A 14,830-nucleotide genomic window follows, 5' to 3' on the forward strand; every position below is an offset into this window, starting at 1 on the left:
CTGATTATCGCAGCCGGCCGGCGCAACGATCGACGGCATCCAGGAACCAGCGCAGCGCCGGATCTTCAGCCGCGCGGCTTGTATGGATCAGGTCGATCGCGAAGGCTGGAATGTCGATCGGCGGCATCACGACGGCAATTTCGGCCACATGCGTGAAGCGGCGGGCGACGCGCTCGGCCATCGTGGCGATGAGATCGGTGCCGGCTACGGCGAAGGGAACGGCCACCACATGCGCCAGCGTCACGGCCACCCGTCGCTTCAGCCGATGGCGCGCCAGCAGCGCGTCGATGACGCTCGGCAGCCCGTCGCCGCCGGCCGCGGAGAACAGCGCGTGCGGCAGGGTCGCATAATCCTCCAGGCTGAGAACCTCCGATCGGCGCGCTCGAGCGCCGTCGCGGATGCAGACGAAACGTTCCTCGAACAGCCGGTGCCGGACGCAGCGTGGCGAGTCCGGCAGATGGCCGCCGATCAGCGCGTCGAGTTCGGCGCGCTCGAGCTTGGCCAGGGCCGCCGTCGCGTCAGTCAGCGGGCGCACGGCAAGGTCGATGCCCGGCGCTTCCATGCGCAACAGGCGGCTCAGTTCCGGGACCAGAACGAGGTCGCCGTAGTCGGTCGCAGCGATGGTGAAGCGCCTTCTCGCGGTGGCCGGATCGAAGCCCGGATCGGGCGCCAGCGCGCCCCTGATTTGCCGCAACGCCTCTCCGATCGGGCCGGCCAGAGCGAGCGCCCTTTCGGTCGGCTGCATGCCCGCGCCGGCGCGCAGGAACAGCTCGTCCGCAAACAGCGCGCGCAGCCTGCGCAACGCGCTGCTCATCGACGGCTGGGCGAGGCCAACGCGCTCGGCCGCGCGGGTGACGTGGCGCTCCTGCATCAGCGCCTCGAAGGCGACCAGCAGGTTGAGATCGACGGCGGCTAAATTCATCGCAGCAATAATGCATATAAGAACAATCGATTTCAACAATGATCTCAACAAGCCTACGATCGCGATGGACACGACGACGAGGCCTAAAGGTTTGAGACGTTCAGGCTTGGGACGATCATTCGCGAAGCTGATGCCGCGCGGGCCGACCTTGCTGGTCATCGGCGTGCTGGCCGGGCTGGCTTTCCCGGCCCTCGCGGACAGCGTGCGCCCGCTGATGGCGGCGGCGATCTTCGTCCTGGTTCTCGGGACCTTTCTCCAGGTCGACGGCGCGGCGTTCCGGCGCGCGCTGGGGCGTCCGCTGGTGTCGCTGCTGTTGCCGGCGCTGGCGATGCTGGCCTGTCCGCTTGCGGTCGGTTTCGCGGCGCGCGGCGCCGGATTTCGGCCGGAGCTGATCGTTGCGCTGGTACTCTCGGTGTGCGCGCCGCCATCGACCGGCACGGCGGCGGTCGCACGCATGCTCGGCTTCGACGCGACCATTCCGCTCGCCGTGACGCTGCTGTCGATGGCGCTGGCCCCGATCACGGTCCCGCTGATCGCGGCCGGATTTGCCGATCTTGCGCTCGATCCGCTGGCGCTCGCCGCGCGGCTGGCGCTGCTGGTCGTCGGCGCCGGCGCGCTGGCGTTGCTGCTACGCCGTCAGGCCGCTGCACAATTGGAGCGGCATTCGCGCACCATCGACGCCCTTGTGCTCGCCTCATTGTTGCTGTTCGCGATCGCCACCATGGCCGGGGTGCGTGCGCAGATCGCAGCGCAGCCGGCCACCGCGCTGAATTTGGTGGGCCTTGCCTTCGCCTGCAATCTCGCGCTGCAAGCGCTTGGCGCGCTGCTCACGCCGGGTCCGCTGGCCGAGCGATTGACCACGGGCCTCATTCTGAGCAACCGCAACGTCGGACTGGTCTGGTCGGCGATGGGTGGGGCGGTGTCGCCGATGACGGCGCTGTTCTTCGCCGCCACGCAGTTTCCGATCTATATGATGCCGCGCCTGATCGAGATGCTTGTTCGCGCGCGAAAGGAGAAAGCCTCATCATGAGCGAGACGATCCTGACCGAAGACCTCGCCGTCCGTTTCGCCCGCATCGCGCTCGGCCATGTCGGCCGCGAATATCCGAACAAGCCGGATCATGTGCTGGCCGGGCCGCAGGACGCACGCACGCCGCGCGAGCTGCACCCGGTGTTCTTCGGCAGCTACGACTGGCACTCCTGCGTCCATAGCTACTGGATGCTTGCCCGGCTGCTGCGGCGCTATCCGGCGTCCGAAGCGGCGGACGATATCCGCACACTGTTCGACGCGCAGTTCGTCACGGAGAAGATCGCGGCCGAATGCGCCTATCTCGCCGCCCCGACGGCGCGCGGTTTCAAGCGGCCTTACGGCTGGGGTTGGCTGTTGAAGCTTGCGGCAGAACTCGCGGGTCTCGACGAGACGCGGTGGCGCGAGCAAATCGCGCCGCTTGCCGCAATCTTCGCACAGCGTTTTCGCGATTTCCTGCCGCTCGCCACCTATCCGGTGCGGGTCGGCACGCATTTCAACACCGCGTTCGGGCTGCGCATGGCCGCCGACTACGCCGCGGCGACGCAGGACGATGCGCTCAGTGCGCTGCTGCGCGAGACCGCGCTGCGCTGGTACGGCGCCGATCAGGATTGTCCCGCCTGGGGCGAGCCGAGCGGCGATGATTTCCAGTCGTCCGCGTTGATCGAAGCGGAGTGCATGCGCCGGCTGCTGGCACCGGACGACTTCCTGCCCTGGTTCGACCGCTTCCTGCCGCGGCTGGCGCAACGCGCGCCCGCAACTCTGTTCCGGCCTGCCACGGTCACCGATCGGTCGGATGGCAAGCTTGTGCATCTCGATGGACTCAACCTCAGCCGGGCATGGTGCTGGCCCGCGCTGGCCGCCGCGTTGCGGGAGGGCGATCCGCGACGCCCGATCCTGCTGGATGCTGCGCGAGGCCATCTCGACGCCGGCCTGCCGCATATCGCCAGCGACTATATGGGCGAACACTGGCTCGCGAGTTTTGCAGTGCTCGCGATCGACCGCGATGATTGATGGAAGCGTCGCTTACGCGACGCTTTCGAGGAAAGCTTCTTCCGCGGCCAGGACCGCGTCGGGGGTCCCGACATGCATCCAGACGCCGTCGAGGCGCAGGCCGAACAGCCGCTCCTGCTCGTTGGCGCGGTCGAACATCCTGGTCAGCGAGAATTCGCCGGCGGGGGCGTCGGCGAACAGCGCGGGCGACATGATCGCGGCGCCCGCATAGACGAACGGCACCACCTGGTTCTCGCGCCGCTTGCGCAGCGCGCCGTCCGGCAACATCGAATAGTCGCCGCGGCCGCTATAGCCGATGCTCGAGGCGGTCGGCGCCATCAGCAGCAGAATGTCCATCCGCGCGGGATCGAAGATCTCGGCCAGTCGCGCCAGATTGGAGCGCACGCCGTCGATCCACATCGTGTCGGCATTGAGATGGAAGAACGGCGCATCGCCGAGCAGCGGCAACGCCTTCACCACCGCGCCGCCGGTGCCGAGCACCTGGTCGCGCTCGTCGGAGATGATCACGTGCGGGCGGCTGCGGGTCTTGACGTGCTCGATGATCTGGTCGGGCAGGTAGTGCACGTTCACGACCGCTTCGCTGACGCCGGCGCCGGCGAGCTTGTCGAGCACATGGTCGAGCAGCGGCTGGCCGGCGACGCTCACCAGCGGCTTCGGCATCGTGTTGGTCAGGGGGCGCATGCGCACGCCGAGGCCCGCAGCGAGCACCATGGCCTTGTGGGGAGTGACGGGCATTTTCCTGATATTCTCGGTCATCTTCTCTCGGCGCCGATCATATCACGGCGATTCGGCAAGCGCATCGATCAGACGCCATAGTCACGGGACATGACGGCCGTAAGACGGCAACGGGCCTAGACGTCGGCAGCTTGCGCGCCGCGTTTGGCAGTTTTCTTCTTCTTGTCGCCTTGTTTGAGGAAGTTGACGCCGATCTGGTCGCCATTGACCCATGCCAGCTCGCAGCGGCGATAAGCCAATCCTGTGGACGACAGCAGCAGAAAAAACTCCTTCAGGTTCAGGCCCTCGACCGAGCCGTCGACGGAGAGCTTGGCGCCCGTCTCCGACACGTCTTCCATAGTGCAGTCGCGCCGCCAGGTGCCGTCAATGCCCATCATGTGCGCGGCTATGCCGCGCTCGAACGTGACACGATCGCCCTTGCGTCGTTCCGTCCCCATCGTGTGGTCCTGCTCCCGATCCGGCCGCGCCTTGGATGAAATGCGGCCCCCGCAACTTTAGGAGACCCAAGGCTAACAACCCGTAAACTACGGTACTGGGGGAGGGACGTTGGCTGTGTACCAGATGCGAAAGGTGGCCAATGCCGGATGAGCCAGCGACCGTTCGAGATAGGTCCAGATCCGCGGCTGGTGCTTCAGATATTGCGGCTTGCCGTCGCGGCGGTTGAGCCGCGCAAAGGTGCCGAGCAGGCGGGTGTTCCGCTGCGCCGACATGATCGCATAGAGCTCGGCGAACCCTGCGGGATCGAAGCTCTCGTCGGTCGCGCGCCGCGCCTTGATGTAGCGGGTCAAGAGCGACAGCTCGAGCTGCTCCGGCACGTCGATCCGCGCATCCTGCAGCAGCGACACCACGTCATAGGCCGCGGGGCCGAGCAGCGCGTCCTGGAAGTCGATGATGCCGACGCGCAGGATGCCGGTGCGCTCGGCAAGCCAGATGATGTTGGGCGAATGGAAGTCGCGGATCACCCAGGTCTGCGGCGCCGCGGCGGGCTTCTGCAGAAGGCCGCGCCACATTCCGAGGAATTCGCTGCGGAGCTCCTCGTCCGGCTGCACGCCGCGGTCGGGCAGGTACCATTCCAGCATCAGCCCGATCTCGATCAGCCAGGCGTCGATATCGAACACGGGGATGTCGTAACTCTCGTCTGATGTCACCGGCAGCCGCTCCGGCAGCACCTCGCGATGCAACGCCGCCAGCATGTCCACGGCGGCCTCGTAACGCTCGGCGATCGGCTGCGGCGGATCGCCCTCGATCACGCCTTCGGCGCCGAGATCCTCGGTGATCAGGAAACCTGATTCGAGATCGATGTGGCGGATCGCGGGTGCGGAGAAGCCATGCTTGCGCAGGCCGTTTCCGATGGCGACGAACGGCCTGACGTCTTCGGCGAGATGCACCGCTGCGCTGTAGGACCGGCCGTTGTAGATCGCCGGGCCGTCGGGGCGGCGCGGCGAGTTCATCAGGATGACGCTGCCGTCGTCGTTGCGCAGCCGCGCATAGGAGCGGGTCGAGGCATCGCCCGGCATGCGCTCGCGCCGGGCGTTGAGGAAGCCGCCGCGCTCGAGGAATTGGCGCAGCTCGTTGAGCCGCGCAACCTTCGCCGCGCCTTTGCCATAGCCGGTGATCTCGGCCGCGCGTGCGGCCGATCCGAGCGCCGGGCGATGGCTGAACGCGATGTCGATGCGATCAGCGGGCATGGCGTCCGGCGCGCGTTCCGGCCATTCGATCAGCGCCACGATGTCGTCGGGCAACGGCGACAGCCCGATCTCCTCGAGTTCGCTGGCATCGTTGATGCGGTAGAGGTCGGCATGAACCAGGGGAAACGACGGCAGCTCGTAGCTCTGCGCCAGCGTGAAGGTCGGGCTCGGCACTTCCAGCGTATCGTCGGCGGCGAGGTAGCGGATCAGCGCGCGTGCGGCCGCGGTCTTGCCGGCGCCGAGGTCGCCCGACAGCGTGATGACGTCGCCGGCGCCGATCAAGAGCGCGAGGTCGGCCATCAGCTCGGCCGTCGCGGTTTCGTTCGCGAGCGCCACCGAGAATGTCGAGGTCGCCGTCATTCCGCGGCGTTGCGGTGTGCGGTCTGGTCGATCGGGAAGTCGCAGGTCACGGTCGTGCCGCGGCCTACGGTCGAATCGACGCGCACCCGTCCGCCATGCAGTTCGACAAAGGAGCGGACCAGCGACAGGCCGAGCCCCGCGCCGCGGTGCCGCGAGCCGTGCGAATGGCTCTCGAACCAGTCGAACACCTTGTCGCGCATCTCGGCCGGAATGCCGGGACCGGCGTCGGTCACCGAAAACACCACGCTGTGCTGGGTGCGGTGCGCGCTGATCGTGACGGTGGCGTCATGCGGCGAGAAGCCGACCGCATTGGCGAGCAGATTGTAGAGCACCTGCACCACGCGCCGCTCGTCGCCGACGAAGGCGCCGATGTTGGCCTCGATATCGACGTTGAGCGTGATGCGGTCGGTCGCGAGACGGTCCTGGATGCCTTCGGCAGCGGCCTCGATCGCCTGGCCGATATTGACCGGGCCGAGCTCAAGCTTCATGGCACCGGCGTCGATGGTGGCGAGATCGAGGATGTTGTTGGTCAGCGCCAGCAGCGCGTTGGTCGATTTGGTGACGTAGTCGAGATATTCGGCCTGTTTCGGCGTCAGCGGCCCGGTCGAGGGATCGCTGAGGAAATGCGCGAAGCCGATGATGGTGGTGAGCGGCGCGCGCAGCTCGTAGGAGACGTGGTGGACGAAATCCACCTTCATCTGGTCGGCAGCTTCCAGCGCCTCGTTGCGCTCGCGCAGCGCCCGCTCGACATTCTCGGTGTCGGTGATGTCCTGGAAGGCCAGCAAGGTCTTGCCGTCGGGCAGCGGGATGGTCATGCAATTCAGCACGCTGCCGTCCCTACGCTCGAGCTTCAGCGCGACCTGGGCGCGGTTCTCGATCGCGGTGATCTGCTCGCGCAGCGTCCGCCAGGTCGGCGCGTCGTCGAACAGCGGCCGGCACAGCGCTTCCACCGCCTCGATGTGCGGTTCGCCCTGCAGCGCATCGGCCGGCAGCTTCCACATCTTGGCGAAGGGCGGGTTGAACAGTTCCGCGCGGCCGTTGCTGCCGAACACCGCGACCGCCTCGCCGAGATTGTCGAGGGTCTCGCGCTGCACCCTCGTCAGGCGGTCGTAGCGGCGTGCGAGATCGAGGCTCTCGGTGACGTTGTCGAACAGATAGGTGACGCCGCCCTCGAGATTGGGCGTGGTGACGACGCTGATGGCGCGGCCGTCGGGCAGGAACCAGGTGTAGGTCTCGGATTCGACCGCGCGATAGGCCTCGTGCAGCTTGGCCTTCCAGGCGCGGAAATCCGGCTGCTCGGGCAGCTTGCGGTTGGCGCGCAGCCGGTCCAGCACACTGGAATCGTCGGGATTGCTGTCGAGGAAGGCCTGGTCGAGGCCCCACAGCCGCCGATAGGACTCGTTGTAGAAGGTGAGCCGCCGGTCGGCATCGAACACCGCGACGCCCGAGGACAGCTGATCGAGGGTGCGCCGGTGCGCTTCGACCATCCGCGCGATCGCCGCGCGCAGCGCTGCGGCTTCGCTGGCGTCGATCGCGATACCGGCGCTGCCGCCGGAGAGCTTGAGCGCCTGCACGTCGTAGATACGCCGCTCGCCGCTGACGACGATCGGCAGCCGTGCGGCATAATTGGCATTGTCGTTCAGCGCGCGGGTCAGTTCGGTGCGCTGGTCGCTTTCGAGCAGTTCGAGGTTGCGCTGGAGTGCGTCCGACACGCTCTTGCCCTCGGTGGCGCGGACATAGGCAGCGTTGGCGTAGCGCAGATTGCCCTCGAGGCTCTTGGCCCAGATCGGCCACGGCGCGGCGGCGGCGAAATCGCGCAGCAGCTCGGTCTCCTCCTGCAGCGTCTTGTAGCGCAGGTTGGATTCGGCAAGTTCGCGGCGCAGGCCGCCGAGCTCGCGGATCCGCACGATGGCCTGTCCGCCGATCGCGCGGCCCATCGCCTCGATGGCGCGGCCGGCCGAGGTCGAGAGGTTGAGCAGGAACGCTTCGCCCTTCTCGCGCAGCGCGTCGACAGCGTGGTCCATCTGCAGCGCCGGCTCGGGCGGCAGCCAGGTTCCGAAGGCGAGGATGCGTTGCGGCGCGCTTTCCTGCGACATCACCAGCGAGACGTCGCCCGAGATCTGCGGCCGGTTGTCGCCCGCGGCCCAGGAGATCAGGACCTGCGGTTCGACGAACAGCAGCGCCCGCAGCCGGTCCGATTGCGCCTGCAGGTCCGTGATCTCGGACTGCAGCTGTTCCTCGTTCCGGGTGGCGCGCAGGCGGGTGCGCATCAAAAGGATCGCGGCGACGGCGGAGAAACCGACCAGCGCGAACGACGTCGCGAGAACCGCGATCTCCTGATGATTGAAGCCGAAATGATTCGACATCGCCTGGGCGACCAGGCTTTCAGCGGCAAAGGATGCGCGGGCCGGCAGCAATGCGGTGATGGCGAGCCCAAGCATGCCGTCGCGCGCCAGTGAGGTGCATGACAGCAGGGTTCGACGCATTGCCGCGACTACGCCCGACATATGTTGCCCCAGAACGCACAAACCTTAAGGCATGATCCGGAAAACAGGAGACCGGTATTCCCCCACGGCAAACGTATGACGTTTGTCCGGGGATCATGCCCAAGCAGGACCCAACAACCCGACGAAGACCCCCCGTCGCGCTCGAATCAATCCAGAATAGTCCCAACCGGACTCGGCGAGTAAGAGTCCAGACCGTGAACGCAGAATCCGCTGTGAAAAAATGCGGCGGGTGATGTGGATTTTATACGAATTGGCTCCGTATTCGTGCGGAGAACACGCCCGAAGCGTGATCTCTCGCAGACGTCCGCACACTTCTCTGGTGGCGTTCTAGGTCGTGTGGACACTTACCGCATCCAAAGGACGATGGCTGCGAGAGTGACGACGGCGCGATAATTTCGGGCGGTCTTTTCGAAGCGGGTTGCGACGCGGCGGAACTGCTTGAGCTTTGAGAAGCAGCATTCGACGAGGTGACGCTGGGCATAGAGGTGCTTGTCCAGCGGGTATTTGAGTGCGCGTGACGGGTTGTTGGGGATGACGGCGAGCGCGCCCTTGGCGGCGATGGCTTGGCGCAAATGATCGGCGTCATAGGCCGTATCGGCCATGACGACCTCGGCAGGTAGTCCCTCGATCAATGCGGCAGCTTGCGGTGCATCGCCCTGCTGGCCTGCGGTCAGCGCGAACCGTACGGGACATCCCAAGCCACGAACGGCCATATGTATCTTGGTGCTCAGCCCCCCGCGCGAGCGGCCGATCGCCTGATCTTCAGACCCCCTTTTTTGGCGCCGGCGGCGTGCTGATGCGCCCGGACGATGGTGGAATCGACGATCAGATATTCGAAGTCCGGATCATCGGACATCGCCTCGAAGATCCGCCACCAGACGCCCTTGATGCTCCATCGACTGAAGCGCCGGAACACGCTGTTCCAATCCCCGAACGCCTCCGGGAGATCACGCCAGGGAGAGCCCGTGCGAACAATCCAAAGTACACCTTCCACGAACATCCGATTGTCGCGCCCAGTGGAGCCCTTCTGGTCGGGGCGACCTATGATCAGCGGCGCCATCCGCTCCCAAGCCGCGTCGCTCAATACCAAACGGTCCATCACACCCAAGACTGCCTCCCCAAAAGCAGTCTTGAATCTGATTTGCGCCTAAAAGGGAATCCTTAGAGTCCACACCACCTAGAGCTTCGGTTCTGATTGAATCAGAACCGAAGCTCTAGATTCTTGTTTTTGACGCGTTTTTCTTCACGCGAACCGGTGCCCACTTCGCTCGAAAACGCTCTAGCGTCCGGTCGAGCCGAAGCCGCCGCTGCCGCGATCGGTCGACGACAGCACGTCGACCGGAACCAGCTCGGCCCGGGTGACCGGCGCGATCACCATTTGCGCGATGCGCTCGCCGCGCCGGATCGAGAACACTTCCTGGCCGTGATTGATCAGGAGCACATTGATCTCGCCGCGATAGTCGGCGTCGATCGTGCCGGGCGAGTTCAGCACCGTGACGCCGTATTTGGCGGCGAGGCCGGAACGCGGCCGTACCTGCGCCTCGTAGCCCGGCGGCAGTGCGATCGTCAGCCCGGTCGGAACCATCTCGTAGCGGCCCGGCAGCAGCAGCAGCGGCGCCGACCGCGGCACCGCGGCCAGCAGGTCGAGCCCGGCGGCGTCGGCGGTCTGGTAGATCGGCAGCAGAAGATCTGCGCCATGCGGCAATTGGTGGACTTCGACCTTGATGGTGGCGCTCACGATGCGGTTCCTACGGCTCTTGCGATCCGCGATACCAGCGCGGTCGCGACTTCTTCCTTGGTCATGACCGGCCAGGAGTCGACGGTGACGTCCTTGCCCTCGCGCGAGAGCAGGTGAACGGTGTTGCGATCGCCGCCCATCACGCCGGTTGCCGGCGAGACGTCGTTGGCGACGATCCAGTCGCAGCCCTTGCGCGCGAACTTCGCCTTGGCGTTCTCGATCAGATGCTCGGTCTCGGCGGCAAACCCGATCACCAGCGGCGGCCGCTTCTCCTTCAGCTTGGAGATTGTCGCGAGGATGTCCGGGTTCTCGACGAGCTGCAGCGGCGGCATCCCGGCCGGAGTCTTTTTCAGTTTCTGGCTGCCTTCGGTGGCGACCCGCCAGTCGGCCACCGCGGCGGCAAAGATCGCGACGTCGACCGGCAGTGCGGCCTCGACCCGGTGCAGCATGTCGCGCGCGGACTCCACGCGCATGACGGAGATGCCCTGGGGGTCGCCGAGCTCGACCGGGCCGGTCACCAGCACGACCTCGGCGCCGGCGGCGCGCGCGGCGGCGGCAATGGCAAAGCCCTGCTTGCCGGATGAACGGTTGGCGATGTAGCGGACCGGATCGATCGCCTCATGGGTCGGGCCGGCGGTGATCAGCACGCGCTTGCCGGCCAGCGGGCGGGGCTGCGGCGGCCGCAGCATGCGGTCGGCGGCCGCGGCGATCTCGGTCGGCTCGGCCATCCGCCCGACGCCGGCCTCGCCGGCTTCCGCCATTTCTCCAGCATTGGGGCCGACGGTGTGGACGCCGTCGCGGCGCAGCTGCAGCACGTTGCGGCGGGTGGCCGGATTGTTCCACATCAGCGGGTTCATCGCCGGCGCCAGCAGGATCGGCCGGTTGGCCGCAAGCAGCGTGGCGGTGGCCAGATCGTCGGCATGGCCCTGCGCCATCTTGGCCATCAGGTCGGCGGTCGCCGGCGCCACCACGATCAGATCGCAGTCCCGCGCCAGGCGGATATGGCCGGCGTCGAACTCGCTTTCGGCATCGAACAGGTCGGTGTAGACGCGCTCATGCGACAGCGCGCTGGCCGCCAGCGGTGTCACGAACTGCTGGGCAGCCTTGGTCAGCACGCAGCGGACCTGGATGTGCCGCTCCTTCAGCCGCCGGATCAAATCCAGCGCCTTGTAGGCCGCGATCCCGCCACCGATGATCAGGGTCACCCTGGGCTCGCCGGTCGCGCTGGTGACCCGTGGAGCAGGGGCTGGAGCCGTCGGGGAACCCGCGCGGGGCGTCTCTGCGGGCTCCCTACCGCCCTCTGCGAGGTCCCGGAGGATCACCCGGATCTCCTCCTCGACCGATCGTCCGTTCTTGGCGGAGCGAAGCCGCAGATAGGCCTTCAGCGTGTCGTCGAGTTTGCGGATGGTCAGGCTGGCCATGGCGTGCCCCCAGCATCATGCTCAAATAATGATAGCGATGCTATCATATGGTGCATGCATTGCAATCAGTGCGCTCGAATGGCGAAAAAGATTGCGATCAGGGCGGCGGCAATGACCCAGAGGCCGACGGTCTGCACCCGCGCCTTGCGGGCCTCGGCGCGGGCCATTTCGTCGATCGAATCGGACGACAGCATGTGGCCTTCCCGCGTCATGGTCTCGAGCTGCTCGAGCACCGTCACGGCGCGGCTGGCAATCGACGGCAGGTTGGCGACGATGCGGCCGAGCTCGCCCGCGCCCGACAGCGCGCCCTGGATGCGTCCCGCCGGGCCGAGATTGTGCGTGATCCATTCGCGCACCACCGGATCGGCGATCTTCCAGATGTCGAGCTTGGGGTCGAAGCCGCGCGCCACGCCCTCGACCACCACCATGGTCTTCTGCAGCAGGATCAGCTCGGGCCGCGTCTGCATGTCGAACAGCCCGGTGACCTCGAGCAGAAGCGTCAAGAGCTTCGCCATCGAGATTTCCTCGGCGGTGCGGTTGTGGATCGGCTCGCCGATGGCGCGGATCGCTTGCGCGAAATTCTCCACCGAATGGTGGCTCGGCACATAGCCGGCCTCGAAATGCACCTCCGCGACGCGGCGATAGTCGCGGGTGATGAAGCCGAGCAGGATCTCGGCAAGGAAGCGCCGCTCTTTCAGCCCAAGCCGCCCCATGATGCCGAAATCGACCGCGACCAGCCGGCCGGCCTCGTCGAGGAACAGATTGCCCGGATGCATGTCGGCATGGAAGAAGCCGTCGCGCAGCGCGTGGCGCAGGAAGCTTTGGATCACCTTGCGGCCGAGATCGGGCAGGTCGACCTGGGCCTGCGCCAGCCGGGCGTGATCGTTCAGCGCGATGCCGTCGATCCATTCCATCGTCAGCACGCTGTGCGCGGTGCGATCCCAATCCACCGCGGGCACGCGGAAATCCGGATCGTCGCGGATGTTCTCGGCCATCTCGGACAGCGCGGCCGCCTCGAGCCGCAGGTCCATCTCCATCGCGACCGAGCGCGACATCGTGTTGATGACCTCGATCAGCCGCAAGCGACGCGCCTCGGCGGAATGCGCTTCGGCCTTGTGCGCGACAAAGAAGAAGTCGCCGAGGTCGCGGCGGAAGCGCGCCGCGACGTTGGGCCGGAGCACCTTGACCGCAACCTGATGCCGAACGCCGTCGCGCTCGACCTCGGCGCGATGCACCTGCGCGATCGAGGCGGCGGCAACCGCCGGACCCAGATGCACAAAGGCCTCCGACAGCGGCCGCTCCAGCGATTGCGTGAGGACGGCTTCGGCCTCTTCCTGCGCGAATGGCGGAAGCCGATCCTGCAGGGCTTCGAGATCGCGCGCCATCGCCACGCCGACCACGTCGGGCCGGGTGGCGAGGAATTGCCCGAGCTTGAGATAGGCGGGCCCGAGCCGGGTCAGAGCGCGCGACAGCCGCGGACCGGACTTGGCCGAGCGGCGCTCGATCAGCCGCGCCAGCTTCAACGCAAGCTGCCCGGGCGGCGGCACCAGCGAGGGATCGACGACGCCGAACACGCCCTCGCGCGCAAACACGAAACCGGCGCGGGCAAGGCGCGCGATGTGGGTCAGTGCAGAGATCACAAACGCCAGCCCGAATGCAGCGCCACGATGCCGCCGGAGAGGCTCTGCCACTTCACGCGCGCAAAGCCGGCGGCGCCGATCATTTCGGCAAACGCGCTCGGCCGCGGGAATTTGCGGATCGACTCGACGAGATATTGATAGGACTCGGCATCACCGGTGACGGCGCGGCCGAGCGGCGGGATCACCTTGAAGGAGAACAGGTCGTAGATCCGGTCGAGGCCGGGCACGTCGACGGTGGAGAATTCCAGGCACAGGAAGCGGCTGCCGGGCTTGAGCACCCGGTAGGCTTCGCGCAGCGCGAGGTCGATCTGCGGCACGTTGCGGATGCCGAACGCGATGGTGTAGGCGTCGAACGCGCGGTCGGCGAAACCCAATGCCTCGGCATTGCCTTCGACGAACGACACGCGGTCATCGAGATGCTGCTTGGCGGCGCGCTCGCGGCCGACGGCGAGCATGTCGGCATTGATGTCGCAGACCGTGGCATGGAAGCCGGCGCCCGCGGTCTTGGCCGCCCGGAACGCGATGTCGCCGGTGCCGCCGGCGACGTCGAGCAGCGCGAACGGCCGGTCGCCCTTCGGCGGGTCGAGCGTCGTGATCATGACGTCCTTCCAGGCCCGGTGCAGGCCTGCCGACATCAGATCGTTCATCAGGTCGTAGCGCGACGCCACGCTGTGAAACACCTCGTTCACCAGTGTCTGCTTCTCGCCCAGGGGCACGTCCCTGAAGCCGAAATGCGTGGTTTGGTCCGGCCGATCCATCAACTCATACTCTTACCTTTTTGGTCGCGTTTTCTTCACGCGAACCGGTGCCCACTTCGCTCGAAAACGCTCCAGCCGGACCATAGCGCGGCGGCCGCAATGGCGCTATCACGTCACTTCCAAAAGGTGAATGCCTGCCATGCCGGAACTACCCGAAGTCGAGACCGTCCGCCGCGGCCTGCAACCGGCCATGGAGGGGTCCAAAATCCTCAAGGCCGAGGCCCGCCGCAAGGATTTGCGGTTTCCGTTTCAAAAAGACTTTGTCGCCCGGCTCGAGGGTCAGACCATCACCGGGCTCGGCCGCCGTGCCAAATATCTGATGGCGGACCTGAACTCCGGCGACGTGCTGCTGATGCATCTGGGCATGTCGGGCTCGTTCCGCGTGCTCAAGCAGGAGGGCGCGGCGGCGCCGGGGCAATTCCACCATCCGCGCAGCGAGGATCGCGCGCACGATCACGTCGTGTTCCACATGTCCTCGGGGGCGGCGGTGGTCTTCAACGATCCGCGGCGTTTCGGCTACATGAAGATCATCGCCCGCAACGCGATCGAGGACGAGCCGCTGCTGAAGGGGCTCGGACCCGAGCCGCTCGGAAACGAATTCGACGCAGCGATGCTGGCGCGCTCCTGCCACAACAAGAAGACCAGCCTGAAGGCCGCGCTGCTCGATCAGCGCGTGGTGGCGGGACTTGGCAACATCTATGTCTGCGAGGCGCTGTTTCGTTCGCATCTGTCGCCGCGGCGATTGGCCGCGACGCTTGCAACCAAGAAGGCCGAGCCGACCGACCACGCCAAACGGTTGGTCGATGCGATCCATTCGGTGCTCAACCAGGCGATCAAGGCCGGCGGCTCCTCGATCAGCGATCATCGGCTGACCAATGGCGATCTCGGCTACTTCCAGCATTCGTTCCAGGTCTACGACCGCGAAGGCGAGAAATGCCGCACATCGGGCTGCGAGGGCATCGTCAGGCGCTTCACCCAGAACGGTCGTTCGACGTTCTGGTGCCCGAAGTGCCAGAAATAA

General features: G+C 66.4%; 13 protein-coding genes. 3 read left to right on the plus strand and 10 right to left on the minus strand.

Annotation, left to right across the window (positions count from 1 at the left end):
• Positions 1-4: 4 nt before the first annotated feature.
• Complete coding sequence (locus HAP47_RS01525) at positions 5-1,081, minus strand: LysR family transcriptional regulator (protein ID WP_231168711.1); 1,077 nt, start codon at positions 1,079-1,081, stop codon at positions 5-7.
• Here HAP47_RS01525 and HAP47_RS01530 point away from each other — a divergent pair.
• A complete protein-coding gene (locus HAP47_RS01530; protein WP_173639738.1) occupies positions 1,053-1,952 on the plus strand; it encodes a hypothetical protein in 900 nt (299 codons plus the stop codon). The genes HAP47_RS01525 and HAP47_RS01530 overlap by 29 nt on opposite strands.
• Positions 1,949-2,962: a DUF2891 domain-containing protein gene (locus tag HAP47_RS01535; protein ID WP_173639737.1), complete on the plus strand. Its 1,014-nt coding sequence runs from the start codon at positions 1,949-1,951 to the stop codon at positions 2,960-2,962. Before HAP47_RS01530 ends, HAP47_RS01535 begins: the two co-directional genes overlap by 4 nt.
• 12 nt (positions 2,963-2,974) lie before the next feature.
• On the opposite strand, the gene HAP47_RS01540 is transcribed toward HAP47_RS01535, so the two are convergent.
• From HAP47_RS01540 to ubiE, 9 genes are all read right to left on the minus strand, one after another.
• Positions 2,975-3,697 carry a nucleotidyltransferase family protein gene (locus HAP47_RS01540; protein ID WP_173640708.1) on the minus strand — a complete coding sequence of 241 codons (723 nt, stop codon included), beginning with the start codon at positions 3,695-3,697 and terminating at the stop codon, positions 2,975-2,977.
• Between the two features lie 116 nt (positions 3,698-3,813).
• Positions 3,814-4,134, minus strand: a complete 321-nt coding sequence (locus HAP47_RS01545) for a PilZ domain-containing protein (protein ID WP_163156892.1) — start codon at positions 4,132-4,134, stop codon at positions 3,814-3,816.
• Between the two features lie 87 nt (positions 4,135-4,221).
• Positions 4,222-5,745, minus strand: a complete 1,524-nt coding sequence (tsaE, locus tag HAP47_RS01550; RefSeq protein WP_173639736.1) for a tRNA (adenosine(37)-N6)-threonylcarbamoyltransferase complex ATPase subunit type 1 TsaE — start codon at positions 5,743-5,745, stop codon at positions 4,222-4,224.
• A complete protein-coding gene (locus tag HAP47_RS01555) occupies positions 5,742-8,252 on the minus strand; it encodes a sensor histidine kinase (RefSeq protein WP_173639735.1) in 2,511 nt (836 codons plus the stop codon). Before HAP47_RS01555 ends, tsaE begins: the two co-directional genes overlap by 4 nt.
• A gap of 344 nt (positions 8,253-8,596) precedes the next feature.
• Positions 8,597-9,360 (minus strand): IS5 family transposase gene (locus HAP47_RS01560; RefSeq protein WP_173637509.1). Its coding sequence is split into 2 segments (ribosomal slippage): positions 8,597-9,022 and positions 9,025-9,360, totalling 762 coding nucleotides; the frame shifts between segments, so codons are not numbered across the junction.
• A 171-nt stretch (positions 9,361-9,531) separates the two neighbouring features.
• The gene (gene dut / locus HAP47_RS01565; RefSeq protein ID WP_173639734.1) at positions 9,532-9,990 is read right to left on the minus strand and encodes a dUTP diphosphatase; all 459 of its coding nucleotides are present in this window, start codon (positions 9,988-9,990) and stop codon (positions 9,532-9,534) included.
• Positions 9,987-11,411: a bifunctional phosphopantothenoylcysteine decarboxylase/phosphopantothenate--cysteine ligase CoaBC gene (coaBC, locus tag HAP47_RS01570; protein WP_173639733.1), complete on the minus strand. Its 1,425-nt coding sequence runs from the start codon at positions 11,409-11,411 to the stop codon at positions 9,987-9,989. Before coaBC ends, dut begins: the two co-directional genes overlap by 4 nt.
• A gap of 65 nt (positions 11,412-11,476) precedes the next feature.
• Complete coding sequence (gene ubiB, locus HAP47_RS01575) at positions 11,477-13,051, minus strand: 2-polyprenylphenol 6-hydroxylase (RefSeq protein WP_173639732.1); 1,575 nt, start codon at positions 13,049-13,051, stop codon at positions 11,477-11,479.
• Positions 13,048-13,809 (minus strand): bifunctional demethylmenaquinone methyltransferase/2-methoxy-6-polyprenyl-1,4-benzoquinol methylase UbiE, encoded by a 762-nt coding sequence (gene ubiE / locus HAP47_RS01580; RefSeq protein ID WP_173639731.1) that lies wholly within the window; start codon positions 13,807-13,809, stop codon positions 13,048-13,050. The genes ubiB and ubiE overlap by 4 nt, the downstream gene beginning before the upstream one ends.
• Positions 13,810-13,948: 139 nt before the next feature.
• Here ubiE and mutM point away from each other — a divergent pair, with 139 nt between their 5' ends.
• Positions 13,949-14,830 carry a bifunctional DNA-formamidopyrimidine glycosylase/DNA-(apurinic or apyrimidinic site) lyase gene (mutM, locus tag HAP47_RS01585; protein ID WP_173639730.1) on the plus strand — a complete coding sequence of 294 codons (882 nt, stop codon included), beginning with the start codon at positions 13,949-13,951 and terminating at the stop codon, positions 14,828-14,830.

This window comes from Bradyrhizobium sp. 41S5 (genome assembly GCF_011516665.3).
Classification (GTDB): Bacteria; Pseudomonadota; Alphaproteobacteria; order Rhizobiales; family Xanthobacteraceae; genus Bradyrhizobium; species Bradyrhizobium quebecense.

Coding starts and splice junctions, on each gene's coding strand:
- HAP47_RS01530 (WP_173639738.1), top strand. CDS start 1,053: ATGCCGCGCGGGCCGACCTTGCTGGTCATCGGCGTGCTGGCCGGGCTG.
- HAP47_RS01525 (WP_231168711.1), bottom strand. CDS start 1,081: ATGACCAGCAAGGTCGGCCCGCGCGGCATCAGCTTCGCGAATGATCGT.
- HAP47_RS01535 (WP_173639737.1), top strand. CDS start 1,949: ATGAGCGAGACGATCCTGACCGAAGACCTCGCCGTCCGTTTCGCCCGC.
- HAP47_RS01540 (WP_173640708.1), bottom strand. CDS start 3,697: ATGCCCGTCACTCCCCACAAGGCCATGGTGCTCGCTGCGGGCCTCGGC.
- HAP47_RS01545 (WP_163156892.1), bottom strand. CDS start 4,134: ATGGGGACGGAACGACGCAAGGGCGATCGTGTCACGTTCGAGCGCGGC.
- tsaE (WP_173639736.1), bottom strand. CDS start 5,745: ATGACGGCGACCTCGACATTCTCGGTGGCGCTCGCGAACGAAACCGCG.
- HAP47_RS01555 (WP_173639735.1), bottom strand. CDS start 8,252: ATGTCGGGCGTAGTCGCGGCAATGCGTCGAACCCTGCTGTCATGCACC.
- coaBC (WP_173639733.1), bottom strand. CDS start 11,411: ATGGCCAGCCTGACCATCCGCAAACTCGACGACACGCTGAAGGCCTAT.
- ubiE (WP_173639731.1), bottom strand. CDS start 13,809: ATGGATCGGCCGGACCAAACCACGCATTTCGGCTTCAGGGACGTGCCC.
- mutM (WP_173639730.1), top strand. CDS start 13,949: ATGCCGGAACTACCCGAAGTCGAGACCGTCCGCCGCGGCCTGCAACCG.